Origin of the sequence: Novosphingobium sp. PhB165, from assembly GCF_004341845.1 — a bacterium.
Classification (GTDB): Bacteria; Pseudomonadota; Alphaproteobacteria; order Sphingomonadales; family Sphingomonadaceae; genus Novosphingobium.
On the sequence record NZ_SLVB01000001.1, the window covers coordinates 1104342 to 1117483 of the forward strand.

General features: G+C 64.2%; 12 protein-coding genes. 4 read left to right on the forward strand and 8 right to left on the reverse strand.

What is annotated here, in order from left to right; genetic code table 11:
- Position 1: 1 nt before the first annotated feature.
- From EDF56_RS05230 to plsY, 5 genes are all read right to left on the reverse strand, one after another.
- Positions 2–181 (reverse strand): hypothetical protein, encoded by a 180-nt coding sequence (locus tag EDF56_RS05230; RefSeq protein ID WP_132385608.1) that lies wholly within the window; start codon positions 179–181, stop codon positions 2–4.
- Positions 178–2796 (reverse strand): type I DNA topoisomerase, encoded by a 2619-nt coding sequence (gene topA, locus EDF56_RS05235; RefSeq protein ID WP_132385609.1) that lies wholly within the window; start codon positions 2794–2796, stop codon positions 178–180. Before topA ends, EDF56_RS05230 begins: the two co-directional genes overlap by 4 nt.
- A 127-nt stretch (positions 2797–2923) precedes the next feature.
- Positions 2924–3676 carry a glycerophosphoryl diester phosphodiesterase membrane domain-containing protein gene (locus EDF56_RS05240; RefSeq protein WP_132385610.1) on the reverse strand — a complete coding sequence of 251 codons (753 nt, stop codon included), beginning with the start codon at positions 3674–3676 and terminating at the stop codon, positions 2924–2926.
- A gap of 52 nt (positions 3677–3728) precedes the next feature.
- Positions 3729–4865, reverse strand: a complete 1137-nt coding sequence (gene dprA, locus EDF56_RS05245) for a DNA-processing protein DprA (protein WP_132385611.1) — start codon at positions 4863–4865, stop codon at positions 3729–3731.
- Positions 4862–5449 (reverse strand): glycerol-3-phosphate 1-O-acyltransferase PlsY, encoded by a 588-nt coding sequence (gene plsY / locus EDF56_RS05250; RefSeq protein ID WP_132385612.1) that lies wholly within the window; start codon positions 5447–5449, stop codon positions 4862–4864. The genes dprA and plsY overlap by 4 nt, the downstream gene beginning before the upstream one ends.
- A 109-nt stretch (positions 5450–5558) precedes the next feature.
- Here plsY and murI point away from each other — a divergent pair, with 109 nt between their 5' ends.
- The 4 genes from murI to EDF56_RS05270 all read left to right on the forward strand — a co-directional run bounded on the left by murI (position 5559) and on the right by EDF56_RS05270 (position 9879).
- On the forward strand, positions 5559–6392 hold the full coding sequence (gene murI / locus EDF56_RS05255) for a glutamate racemase (protein WP_132385613.1): 834 nt from the start codon (positions 5559–5561) through the stop codon (positions 6390–6392).
- Complete coding sequence (locus EDF56_RS05260; RefSeq protein ID WP_132385614.1) at positions 6389–7204, forward strand: hypothetical protein; 816 nt, start codon at positions 6389–6391, stop codon at positions 7202–7204. Before murI ends, EDF56_RS05260 begins: the two co-directional genes overlap by 4 nt.
- A gap of 188 nt (positions 7205–7392) precedes the next feature.
- Complete coding sequence (gene hemA / locus EDF56_RS05265) at positions 7393–8607, forward strand: 5-aminolevulinate synthase (RefSeq protein ID WP_132385615.1); 1215 nt, start codon at positions 7393–7395, stop codon at positions 8605–8607.
- Between the two features lie 168 nt (positions 8608–8775).
- Positions 8776–9879, forward strand: coding sequence for an NADH:flavin oxidoreductase/NADH oxidase (locus EDF56_RS05270; protein WP_132385616.1), 1104 nt, complete (start codon positions 8776–8778; stop codon positions 9877–9879).
- Between the two features lie 67 nt (positions 9880–9946).
- On the opposite strand, the gene EDF56_RS05275 is transcribed toward EDF56_RS05270, so the two are convergent.
- From EDF56_RS05275 to EDF56_RS05285, 3 genes are all read right to left on the reverse strand, one after another.
- The gene (locus EDF56_RS05275; RefSeq protein ID WP_132385617.1) at positions 9947–11158 is read right to left on the reverse strand and encodes a type III PLP-dependent enzyme; all 1212 of its coding nucleotides are present in this window, start codon (positions 11156–11158) and stop codon (positions 9947–9949) included.
- A gap of 397 nt (positions 11159–11555) precedes the next feature.
- Positions 11556–12734, reverse strand: coding sequence for a carboxynorspermidine decarboxylase (locus EDF56_RS05280; RefSeq protein ID WP_132385618.1), 1179 nt, complete (start codon positions 12732–12734; stop codon positions 11556–11558).
- A 31-nt stretch (positions 12735–12765) separates the two neighbouring features.
- Positions 12766–13116 (reverse strand): DMT family protein, encoded by a 351-nt coding sequence (locus EDF56_RS05285; RefSeq protein WP_132385619.1) that lies wholly within the window; start codon positions 13114–13116, stop codon positions 12766–12768.
- Between the last annotated feature and the right edge of the window lie 26 nt (positions 13117–13142).

Sequence of the window (13142 nt, forward strand, 5' to 3'; positions counted from 1 at the left end):
ATCAGCGGGCCTTGGCGACGGCGAACCCATGCTGGCGCGCCGCATCCTTGGTCGATTCCTCGGTGCGGTTGAGGGCCTTGGCGATCTCCTTGAGGCCCTTGCCCTTTCCGGCAAGAACCTGAAGCTTCTGAAGCTCTTCGGGCTTCCACGGCTGCTTGTGCTTGGCGATCTTGTCGCTCATTCGGCGGCCTCCTTCTTCGCTGCCGCCTTGGGAGCGGCCTTCTTGGCCGGAGCCTTCTTGGCAGGCGCCTTTTTCGCAGCAGGTGCCTTTTCCGAAGCAGCCTTGGCCGGGGCTTTCTTGGCAGCAGCCTTCTTCGGTGCGGCCTTCTTCTTGCCCTTCACGGGCCCCTTGGCAGCCTTGGCATCGATCAGAGCGATCGCCTGCTCGGCCGTCAGATCCTCGGGCTTCTGGTCGCGCGGGAGCGTGGCGTTGGTAGTGCCGTCGGTCACATAGGGACCATAACGGCCCGCCATGACCTTGATCTCACCGGCCGTGGTTGGGTGTGCGCCCAGAACCTTGATCGGCTCCGCCTTGGTGCGCGACCCGGCGCCGCCACGATTGGCGGCATCGGCGAGCAGCGAAACGGCGGCATTCATGCCCGTCTCGAACACTTCGGCGGTATTGCGCAGGCGTGCATACTTGCCGTTGTGCGCCAGATAGGGGCCATAGCGGCCAATGCTCGCGGTGATCTCGTTGCCCGTCTCCGGGTGCGGACCGATCGCGCGCGGCAGGCTGAGCAGCTTGATGCCCCATTCCAGCGTCAACTCGTCGATGTCCTTGGGAATCGACGCGCGCTTGGCCTCCTTGCCTTCGCCAAGCTGGATATAGGGACCGAAGCGGCCGGTACGGCGGACGATTTCCAGCCCGGTTTCCGGATCCTTGCCCAGCGCTTCATCATCGCCGCCGCCATCGGCGCTACCGCCGGGCTGCGCGAACTTGCGCGTGAACTTGCACTCGGGATAGTTCGAGCAGGCGACGAACGCGCCATAGCGCCCGCCGCGCAGCGACAGACGGCCTTCGCCGCACTTCGGGCAAAGGCGCGGATCGGTGCCATCGGCCTTGGCCGGGAACAGGTAGTCCGACAGGAACTCATCGAGCGCCTCGGTCACTTCCGAGGGCTTCTTCTCCATGACTTCGTCCGACTTCGGCTTGAAATCGCGCCAGAAGGCTTCGAGCAGTGCCTTCCATTCCTGGCGGCCGCCAGAAACGTCGTCGAGTTCGTCTTCCATGCCTGCCGTGAATTCGTAGGCGACATAGCGCTGGAAGAAGCGTTCGAGGAACGAGGTCAGCAGTCGGCCCGATTCTTCCGCGAAGAAGCGGTTCTTCTCGGTGCGGACGTAGTTGCGGTCCTTGATGACCTGAATCGTCGCCGCATAGGTCGAAGGACGGCCGATGCCCAGCTCTTCCAGACGCTTGACGAGGCTGGCTTCCGAGAAGCGCGGCGGCGGCTGGGTGAAGTGCTGTTCGGCGGTGACGTCCTTCTTGGCCGGCATGTCGCCCGCCTTCATGAAGGGCAGCAAGCCCGAATCGTCATCGTCGGACTTGTTGTCCTGACCTTCCTCGTAAACCGCGAGGAAGCCCGGGAACTTCACGACCTGACCGGTTGCACGCAGTTCGTGCTGGCCGGTGCCGTCCCGCAGGGTGACGGTGGTGCGCTCAAGGCTGGCCGAGGCCATCTGGCTGGCCATCGCGCGCTTGAAGATGAGGTCGTAGAGACGGCCCTCGTCACCCGAGCCGTAACGATCCCTGGTGAACTCGGTGGGGCGAATCGCTTCGTGTGCTTCCTGCGCGTTCTTCGCCTTGGTCTCGTAGTGGCGCGGCTTCTCGGGGAGGTAGTGGCCCGAGAAACGGTCCGAGATCGCCGAGCGGCAGGCCGAAACCGCGCTCGGGTCCATCTGCACGCCGTCGGTACGCATATAGGTGATCGCGCCCGCTTCGTAGAGCGTCTGCGCCACGCGCATCGTCTGACTGGCCGAGAAGCCGAGCTTGCGCGCGGCCTCCTGCTGGAGCGTGGAGGTGGTGAACGGCGGCTGCGGGTTGCGCTTGTGCGGCTTGGTCTCGACCGATTCGACGCGGAACGCGCCGCCCTCGACAGCGGCCTTGGCGCGAAGGGCGGTACCTTCGTCGCCGATGCTGAGACGGTCCAGCTTCTGGCCTTCGAACGTCACCAGACGGGTGGTGAAGTCCGTGCCGTCATGCGCCATCTGCGCCGCGACCGACCAGTATTCCTGCGCCGTAAACGCCTCGATCTCGCGCTCGCGGTCAACGATCAGGCGCAGCGCGACCGACTGCACGCGGCCCGCCGACTTGGCGCCGGGCAGCTTGCGCCAGAGCACCGGCGAAAGCGTGAAGCCGAACAGGTAATCCAGCGCGCGGCGGGCAAGATAGGCATCGATCAGGTCCTGATCGAGCTCGCGCGGGTGCTGCATCGCCTTGGTCACCGTTTCCTTGGTGATGGCGTTGAACGTCACCCGCTGCACGTCCTTCGGCAGCGCCTTTCGCTTGGCCAGCAGTTCCTTCACGTGCCACGAAATCGCCTCACCCTCGCGATCAGGGTCAGTGGCGAGGATCAGGCGGTCAGCCTCCTTCGCGGCGTCGGTGATGGCCTTCACCTGGCGCTGTTTGTCTCCGTAGAGTTCCCAGTCCATTTCGAAGCCCTCGTCCGGGCGGACCGAGCCGTCCTTGGGCGGCAGGTCTCGGACGTGACCGTAGCTGGCAAGGACCTTGTAGTCCTTGCCGAGGTACTTCTCGATGGTTTTGGCCTTGGCCGGCGATTCGACGATGACTAGCTGCATTCGTTACTCTTATAGCCCCTGCGCGCGCGCTCCCACGCGGGCGCATGTGTGTACACGCATAGGGTGAGAAGCTTTGGGGCGCTTCGTCAAGCACCCCGATGCGACAAAAGGATGTCAGCGGCGGGTATCAGGCGAAGACTTCGGTTTCGGCGCCCGCATTTTCGAGCAACAGGGCAAAAAGAGCCACGCTCGAACAGACGACGACACCCGAAACGAGATTTTGCAGCACGCTGCCGACAAGCTGAAGCCCCAATTTGGTCACACTGACCTCTGTGGGAAGGCCCTCGCGAAGACTGATAATGCCAATTCCCGCCATGACAGGAAACGTAATTGCCATGATCACCAGCCCGAACAGGCAATAGAATCCTATGATCGTCCACATACGCGACCGGGTCATCTCCCAGCTTTCGGCCATCGCATCGAACACTCCCGTTCCTCGGGCCGTAATCAGCGGGAGCGCCGCAGACCAGCGCGCCATGAGCAGCAGACCCGGCACGATCAGGAGCAGCATGCCAAAGCAGCTTGCGATACCCATGACGATGGTGGCGCCGAGATAGGGGAAATAGCGCCCTCCGGAAAACGAAGTCGTGGCAAAATCGAGATGATCGAGGATATGCCACACAAGTACGTATCCGGCGATGTTGGAGAGGAGCGTTGCGGCAATCGTGGCCGCCAAGCCGGCCCCTGAGAAGGGATATCCGCCGTTGCGCGCAAGCCCGAATTGCAACCCGCTTGTAAGCAAGGCCACGAACACCGCATAGATGACTGTGGCTCGCCAATTCGCAACGAAGACGGCAAAAGTTTTGGTAAAGATATCGCCCACTGTGAAGGCGCCCAAATAACCGCTCAAGATGTCCCCCATAAAGAATTCCGCAGTCAAGCTGCTAAAAATATACAATGTTTGGCAAGTCGCCCCATCGACCTGCGGATAGTCACCCCAAACTCACCCTGCCACCGGCGTGGCGGACCAGCCTTCCGGCGATCTCCAGTTCCAGCAATTCCAGTTGCACGACAGACGGGCTTGCCCCGGACTGCCGGATGATTTCGTCCACAGCGACCGGCGCCGTGGTGAGCAGTTGGGCGAGCCCGGCCGGCTCACCTGGACCAGCAGGTTCCGAACCGGCTCCTTCCGGCGGCTGCGGCCTTTCGGCCTCGCCTTCCCGAAAAGTCGCGCGCGGGGTGCCGTCGAAATGGGTGAGCAGTTCGATCACATCCGCGACCGACTGAACCAGCACCGCGCCGTCACGGATAAGCTGGTTGCACCCCTGAGACCGTGGATCGAGCGGTGAGCCCGGCACCGCCATGACCTCGCGCCCCATTTCTCCCGCCAGCCTTGCGGTGATGAGCGAGCCCGACTTGGGCGCCGCCTCCACCACCAGCGTTCCCGCCGCGAGCCCGGAAATGATACGATTCCGGGTGGGAAAGTGGCGGGCCAGCGGCTCGGTACCCGGTGGCTGCTCGGCTATCAGCAGGCCTTCCTTGGCCACGCGCTCCTGAAGCTCTGCGTGTTCGGGTGGGTAGGCAATGTCGATCCCGCTGGCGATCACGCCGATCGTCGCCCCACCGGCCAGCGCGCCCTGATGCGCAGCACCGTCGATCCCGCGCGCAAGGCCGGAAACCACCGTGAAACCGGCCTCCGCCAGCCCTTGCGCGAACCCGCGCGCCAATCGCACCGCACCGGCCGAAGCATTGCGCGCACCGACCACGGCAACGCAGGGTCGACCCAGCAGCGCCGGATCGCCGCGCAGCGTCAGGATCGGCGGAGCGCCCTCGCTCTGTGCCAGCAGACCCGGATAGTCCGGAGAATCGTGAAAGAGATAGCTGGCGCCCGCCTTGCGGATGCGGGCGACTTCCGCCTCGACCAGTCCTTCGGGCGCGGGCTGGTAGCGCCGCCCGGCGCGGCCGGCGAGTTCGGGCAAGGCCTTGATCGCCGCCTCGGCGCTGCCGCAGCGGGCAAGCAGCTGACGATATGTGACGGGACCGACATTGGGCGAGCGCAGCAGACGGATGCGCGCGAACGCCTCGTCCTGCGAAAGTGCGCCCTTGCTGTCCCCCCCGGCTCGACTCACGGCTTCTTGCCGCTCCCGACCTTCGGTTCGGTCCCGGCGCGAAGGCGGGCAATGTTCTCGCGGTGCTGGAAGAGCACGAGCGCCGCGATCACCGCGAGCACTCCTGCTGCCTGCCCCTGTCCGAGCGCGAAAGCGGCAATCGGCGCGACGACAGCGGCGGTCATCCCCGCGACGGAACTGATTCGCACCGTCAGCAGCAGCCCGATCCAGGTAAGCGCGTAAGCCAGCCCCACCGGCCATGCGAGGCCGAAGGCCACACCCGCCATGGTCGCCACGCCCTTGCCGCCCTTGAAGCCCAGCCAGACCGGGAAGCAGTGGCCCAGGAACGCGCCGAGCGCGCCCAGCCACGCCCATTCCGGCCAGAAATGCGCGGCAATCAGCACGGCGGCGAGGCCTTTCAGCAAGTCGAGCAGCAGCGTCGCCGCCGCCAGGCCCTTGCGCCCGGTGCGCAGCACATTGGTCGCGCCGATATTGCCGGAGCCGATCGTGCGCAAATCGCCGCCTCCCGCGATGCGCGTGAGGAGGAGGCCGAAGGGGATCGAGCCGAGAGCGTAGCCGAGAACGAGTGGGAGAATCCAATACATGTCCGGCCTCTTAGCTGCTCGGACGCGCAAGGCGAAGTGACTTGCAGCTTTCGAGATTGCCCTCAGCGCCCCGGCGCGGTTAACAGTGTGCAAGGTACAGGGAAAAACGATGCCTTCCGAAAATTCCGCCGTGTCGACCGCCTTGCAGGTCGACCCCGCCGCGCCGATCCTGGTTTTCGATTCGGGCGTGGGCGGTCTCACCGTGCTTGCCGAATTGCGCAAGGCACTGCCGCAAGCGCCAGTGATCTACGCCGCCGATACCGCCGGTCTGCCTTATGGCACCAAGACCGAGGCGCAAGTCGCCGCGCGCGTTGCCGGGCTGCTGGGGCGCATGACCGAACGTTTTTCGCCGCGCCTCGTCTGCATCGCCTGCAACACCGCCTCGACTATCGCGCTGGGCATGGTGCGCGAAGTGCTGGAAGTGCCGATTGTCGGCACCGTGCCCGCGATCAAGCCGGCGGCAGCGATGACGCGCACCGGCACCATCGGGCTGCTCGGCACGCAGGCAACGATCCGGCAGGCTTACGTCGACCGGCTGGAGCAGGAATTCGCCGCCGACAAGCGGCTGCTGCGCCACGGTGCTCCCGAACTGGTAGAGGCCGCCGAAGCCAAGCTGCGCGGCGAACCGGTCAATCCGGCCGTCATTCGCCGCGCGGCAGAGGCCCTGCGCAGCATGCCCGGCGGCACCGAGATCGACACGGTCGTCCTCGCCTGCACGCATTTCCCGCTGCTGGAAGAAGAACTGGCCGACGCCTTTGGCCCCGGCGTCGCCTTTGTCCACGGCGCACAGGGCATCGCCCGCCAGATCACCCGGCTGACCGATGGGCAGGACTTTGCCCGCGCGGTCCCCGACCGGGCCCTTTTCACCGGGACCAGAGACCTGACCTCATCTTACGCCATTGCCCTGGCGCGGTACGGACTTGAAGGGGGCGGGCTGCTTTGACGCCGAAATTCAACGTCTTCGTGCTCGCGCTGCTGCTGCTCGTCGGGCTGCCGCTCTACTGGTTCCAGTTCGACGCCAGCGCGCCCGATGCCCACGCCAAGCCGCTCGACATCGACGAGTTACGCACGCTTGCGAAGTCTATCGACGGCGCGCATCCCACCCAGATCCGTCATGAGCTGATCGGCACGCGCATGTCGCTGCACAACCAGCTCGCGGCCGGAACCGGCCTGCGCCCCATTCGCACCGGCATCCGGGCCTACGAACTGCTGGTGCCCGGCGCGCGTCCAATCGTCATCGACGCCGGCACGACGGCCGAAATCGCCGAGGAAAACAACGTCTCCGAGTTCGATTCCATCGCCCAGCGGCGCGTGGACCACGAAGTCGCGCAGGCCGGCTTGCGACTGCAACTGCTGGACCGGCCCTCGCACCGGGGCAATCCCGCGGTCCATTCTCCCGAAGCGCTGCCCTTGCCCGATCTCAGCGACGGCCACCCGCGCGCGGTCGCCCCCGGAATCGTGGCCATCCCCCAGCTCGATCTGCCCAATCGCGCGACGATGTACTTCGTGCAATTGGCGGACGGCCGGGAATTTCTGTTTACCGGCGATGTCGCGCAAGTGTCCGAAAGCTGGCAGGATTTGCGCCCACCGGCACGGACGTTTGCCGATCTGGGCCACCCCGACAAGCGCATCGCGATCGCGTCATGGTTGATGACCATTCAGGCGCTCAAGCGGGCTGCGCCAAGCCTGGTGGTGATCCCGGGACATGATCCGGCAGCGCCGGACGGCGTGCCCTGGGGTTTCGTGAAATCCTGAGGGCAATCATCTCGAAACCCGCCTCGATGCGAAAATGTCGCCTGCGAGACGGTTTATTTCAAGCCGATCCTGAGGCGATATCAATCACCGTAACTGATACAACCGTCTGGTCAGGCTTCGAACGATGCGGTATTGGCGCCCAATAACAGGTAGAAGCCACTTCACGGCCAGTGCAGGATAGAGCCCAGGTGAACTACGAGCACATTTTCGAACAGGCGATCGAACGTCTGCATTCCGAAGGTCGCTACCGCGTCTTCATCGATATCCTGCGCAACAAGGGGGCCTACCCCAACGCCCGCTGCTTTGCGGGCCACAATGGGCCCAAGCCAATCACCGTATGGTGCTCCAACGACTACCTCTCGATGGGCCAGCACCCCAAGGTGATCGAAGCCATGGAAGAGGCGCTTCACGACGTCGGCGCCGGTTCCGGCGGCACCCGCAACATCGGTGGCAACACGCACTACCACATCGAACTTGAGCAGGAACTGGCGGACCTTCATGGCAAGGAAGGCGCGTTGCTGTTCACGTCGGGCTATGTCTCGAACGATGCCACGCTCTCCACGCTCGCCAAGCTCCTGCCGGGCTGCGTGATCTTCTCGGACGAGCTGAACCACGCCTCGATGATCGCCGGCATCCGCAATTCGGGCTGCGAGAAGAAGGTCTGGCGCCACAACGACCTCGAACACCTTGAGGAGTTACTGGCCGCGACGGACCCGAACCTGCCCAAGCTGGTCGCCTTCGAATCGGTCTATTCGATGGACGGCGATATCGCTCCGATCCATGCGATCTGCGACCTGGCAGAGAAGTACAACGCCCTCACCTATATCGACGAAGTGCACGCCGTCGGCATGTACGGCCCGCGCGGTGGCGGCATTACCGATCGGGACGAGGCGGCGCACCGCATCAACATCATCGAAGGCACGCTGGGCAAGGCGTTCGGCGTGATGGGCGGCTATATCGCAGCCGATCAGAAGGTGATCGACTGCATCCGCAGCTATGCCCCCGGCTTCATCTTTACGACCTCGCTTTCGCCGGTGCTGGTGGCGGGTGTGCTGGCCTCGGTGAAGCACCTCAAGAGCTCCAGCGCGGAGCGTGAGGCGCAGCAGCACTCGGCCGCGACGCTCAAGCAGATGTTCCGCGACGCGGGCCTGCCGGTGATGAATTCCACCACGCACATCGTGCCGCTGATGGTCGGCGATCCGGTCAAGGCCAAGAAGATCAGCGACATCCTGCTGGCCGAATATGGCGCCTATGTGCAGCCGATCAATTTCCCCACCGTGCCGCGCGGCACCGAACGCCTGCGTTTCACCCCCGGGCCGACGCATACCGAAGCGATGATGCGCAGCCTGACGGATGCGCTCGTCGAGATCTGGGAACGCCTGGAAATGCGCCTCGCCGCCTGACCGGGTCAGAGCGGCTTTCGCGGCCGCAACATAATCTTTTCATGGAAGGGCCCCCGCACGCGCGAGGGGCCCTTTTCATTTGGCCGGGGCACCCCAAGTTGCCTGCCGTCGCAGGCGCCTCTCCGCGCGCCCTCCCCCTAGCTGCGACGACATGACCGGAAGGACCCCATGGCCAAGCTTTTCGAACCGACTTCCCTCGGCAAGCTCCCCCTCGCAAACCGCATCGTCATCGCGCCGATGTGCCAATATTCCGCCGAAGACGGCAAGATGACCGACTGGCATGTCCAGCACCTCGGCAACCTGTCCCAGTCGGGCGCCGCCATCCTCACCATCGAGGCCAGCGCCGTCAGCCCGGAAGGCCGCATTTCCTATGCCGACGTGGGGCTGTGGGATGACGAGACCGAGGCAGCCATGGGCAAAGTGCTCGAATCCGTGCGCCGCTGGTCGGACATGCCCATCGCCATCCAGTTGGCCCACGCCGGCCGCAAGGCCAGCACGGCCAAGCCCTGGGACGGAGGCGGCCAGATCGCCCCTCAGGACGCGAACGGCTGGCAGACGGTCTCCGCATCGGACATTCCCTTCCTTCCGCATGAGAACGCCCCTCAGGCGCTCGACAGGGCCGGTCTTGCCCGCATCCGCGATGCCTTCGCCGACGCCGCTCGCCGTGCGGACCGTCTGGGCATCGACGCCATTCAGCTTCACGGCGCCCATGGCTACCTGCTGCACCAGTTCCTCTCGCCGCTCTCCAACACGCGTACGGACGAATACGGCGGCAGCCTTGAAAATCGCCTGCGCTTCCCGCTGGAAGTCTACGACGCCGTGCGCGCCGCCTTCCCGGCCGACAAGCCGGTCACCATGCGCGTCTCCGGCACCGACTGGGTCGAGGGCGGCTGGGACATCGAGCAGACCATCGCTTTCGCCAAGGCTCTTGAAGCGCGTGGCTGCGACGGCTTCCACGTTTCCAGCGGCGGCCTTCATGCCGACCAGCAGATCCCGGTCGGCCCGAACTATCAGGTTCCGCTCGCCCACAAGGTGAAGGAAGCGGTGGACACCATGCCGGTGATCGCCGTGGGCCTCATCACCGAGCCCGAGCAGGCCGAGGCGATCCTTGCCAATGGCGAGGCGGACATGATCGCGATTGCCCGCACTGTACTCTACGATCCGCGCTGGCCGTGGCACGCCGCTGCCGCGCTAGGCGCTCAAATCAAGGTCTCGCCGCAGTTCCTGCGCTGCCAGCCGTTTGGCCTGAAGGACTTGCTCACCGCGAACTGAAGCCCAACGAAAAAGGCCCCCGGTCAGCGATGACCGGGGGCCTTTTCTTGTTTCTATCGACTGGCGATCAGCGCAGCGAAACGACGTTGTCCGAAACGCGCGGATCCTTGCGGTCGCCGCTGTAGAGGCTGGCCATCGGTTCGTCCGAGGCCGTCACCACGTCACCCGTGCCGAAGCCGTTGAACGCCGTGCGCATGGCAGCGCCATAGGCACCCAGCATGCCCACTTCGATCCAGTCGCCCGCCTTGATATCGGCGGGAAGCATGAACGGGCCTTCCATGAAGTCCGCATCGTCGCAGGTCGGGCCGTAGAACGAGAACTCCTGAAGGTCCTCCGAACGCTGGCCATCGCGCGCGATGCACTTCACCGGGAAACGCCATGCCACGTGCGCCGCATCGTAGAGCGCGCCATAGGCACCCTCGTTGATGTAAAGCTCGTCACCGCGACGCTTCTCGACCTTGACGATCATCGAGCTGTATTCGGCGGAGAGCGCACGGCCCGGCTCGCACCACAGTTCGGCGTTGTAGGCGATCGGCAATGCTTCGAAGTGGCGGTGGATGATCTGGAAGTAGTCTTCCAGCGGCGGCGGTTCCATGCCCGGATAGACCGAGGGGAAGCCACCACCGACGTCGATCATGTCGATAACCACGCCCGCGTCGGCAATCGCCGCGCGCGCGCGCTCCAGCGCCTGCACATAGGCAAACGGCGTCATCGCTTGCGAACCGACGTGGAAGCATACGCCCAGCCAGTCGGCAACCTGACGGGTCGCCTGAAGCAGCGGGCCGGCGTCGGCCAGATCGATACCGAACTTCGAGGCGAGGCTCAGTTCCGAATATTCGGACGAGACCCGCAGACGCACGCAGAGGCGCAGGTCGGTCGCCTGATTGCCTTCGGCATCGGCGGTCGCTTCGAGGATCTTCTCGACTTCCTCGATGGTATCGAGGCTGAAAGTGCGGACGCCATGCTCGAAATAGGCTTCGCGGATCGCGCTCGCGGTCTTGACCGGGTGCATGAAGCACAGGGTCGCAGCCGGCAGGGTCTTGCGGACCATGCGGACTTCACCGATCGAAGCTACGTCGAAATGCGTGATCCCATTGTCCCACAGGATCTGGATCAGATCCGGCGAGGGGTTCGCCTTCACGGCATAGAGCGACTTGCCCGGAAACTTCGTGGCGAAGAAACGAGCAGCGCGCGCGGCAGCATGCGGGCGATTGAGGATAACGGGTTCGTCAGGCGCGAGGGTGCGCGCTACGGCCGGTGCATCAAGATGTTCGAGCAACTCAAGGGACCCCCAAACGGAATTGTTAGCGAAAAGCTGCCTTGCGGTTTGGAAGTCCCCATGGGGCAGCGAGGGGCCGGATATAGGGCTGAGCGGATGAATCGCAAGTGAAAAAATCGGGCTTTCATGAAAACGTCACATAAGCTTCATGAACGACCGAAATGCGCGCCCTAAAGCCGAATTTAGTCTTTCAAAACCAGGTGGTTAAACCGTCATTACTGGCCGACCGGGAATGTCCCGGACAGGCGGTAAAAAGCATCGCAATTCACGGTTAAAACGCACCCCTTGCCGTGGGGTTCACGCGACTCGTCCGCGTGGGGGACCGGCCGGGGCACCGGTCGTGGCAGGGGCAGGACGGACCGAGCCGCCCTGCCCCCGCTCAATCAGCGAAGTCCGATCAGCTCAGCCGGGCCCGGAAATCCTCGTAATCGAAGCGGCGGATGCATTCGAGCGAGTCCGTCTCGGAATCCCAGAGCCAGATCGACGGCAGCGGCACGCCATTGAAGGTCGTGGTCTTGACCATCGAATAGTGCGCCTGATCGAGAAACGCGAAGCGCATGCCCGGTTCGGGACGTTCGGGCAGAACATAGTCGCCGATCACGTCACCCGCGAGGCAGGACGGACCACCAAGGCGCACGGGTTGGCCATCGCCATCCTCCCGCTCGCCCAGCATGGCGGGGCGATAGGGTGCCTCGATCACGTCGGGCATGTGGCAGGTCGCGGAGATGTCGACCACCGCCACCGGCATGCCGTTGTGGCCGATGTCGAGCACCGAACCGACGAGAATGCCGGCATCGAGCGCCACGGCCTCGCCGGGTTCCAGATAGACTTCGGCGCCGGTGTCTTCCTGAAGGTCGATCAGGAATTCCACCAGTTCGTCGCGCTGGTAATCGGCGCGCGTGATGTGATGCCCGCCGCCGAGGTTGATCCACTTGAACTGGCCGAAGAAGGGTTCGAGGTAATCGAACGCCTTGTCCCAGGTGCGGCGCAGCGGCTCGAAGTCCTGCTCGCACAGGGTGTGCATGTGGATGCCGTCGATCATCTCGATATGATCTTCGGTCAACTGGTCGATCGGGAAACCGAGGCGCGAGTGCGGCGCGCAGGGGTCATACTTCGGCACTTCGCCTTCGGGGTGCATCGGATTGACGCGCAGGCCGATGTCGAAGGCCTCGCCGCGAGCGCGGGCGGCCTCGATCTGCGACCAGAAGCGCTCGATCTGCATCGGCGAGTTGAAGATCACATGGTCCGACAGGCGCAGAATCTCATCGAGATCCTCGGCCTTGTAGGCGGCGGAATAAGTCGCGATCTCGCCATCGTAGAACTCGCTGGCAAGGCGCGCTTCCCACAGGCCCGAAGTGCAGACGCCGTCCAGATATTCGCCGACGATCGGCGCGGTGGACCACATCGAGAAGGCCTTGAGCGCGGAGAGCACCTTGACGCCTGCACGCTCGCCGATGTCGCTCAGCACACGCAGGTTGTCTCGCAGCTTCGCGGCATCGACCACGAAGCTGGGGCTGTCGACACGCGACAGGTCGAAGTGAACGAAGGCTCCCGGATCGCCGGCGCGGGTTTCCATCACTGAAGTCCTTTGCGAGAGGGGGACGGCCTCAGCCGAACGGCCCCTTGAAGATAAACCATGCCCCCGCCCCGACCAGCGAAAATCCGACCAGCTCGTTGAGGCCCGGCTTCTGGCCGAACAACACCCATGCCACCAGCACGAAGGCGGTCAGCGAAAAGGCCTCCTGAAGCACTTTGAGCTGCCCCAGCGAATAGACCTGGCTGCCGATCCGATTGGCCGGCACGGCAAGGCAGTATTCGAAGAAAGCGATGCCCCAACTCATTAGGATCGCCATCCACAGCGCCTTGCCCGGCATCTTGAGATGCAGATACCAGGCGGTGTTCATGAACAGATTGGAGCCCGCGAGCATCGCTATGGGGGCAACGAAAGACCAGTTCATCAATGCCTCAATAGACGCGGATTGCG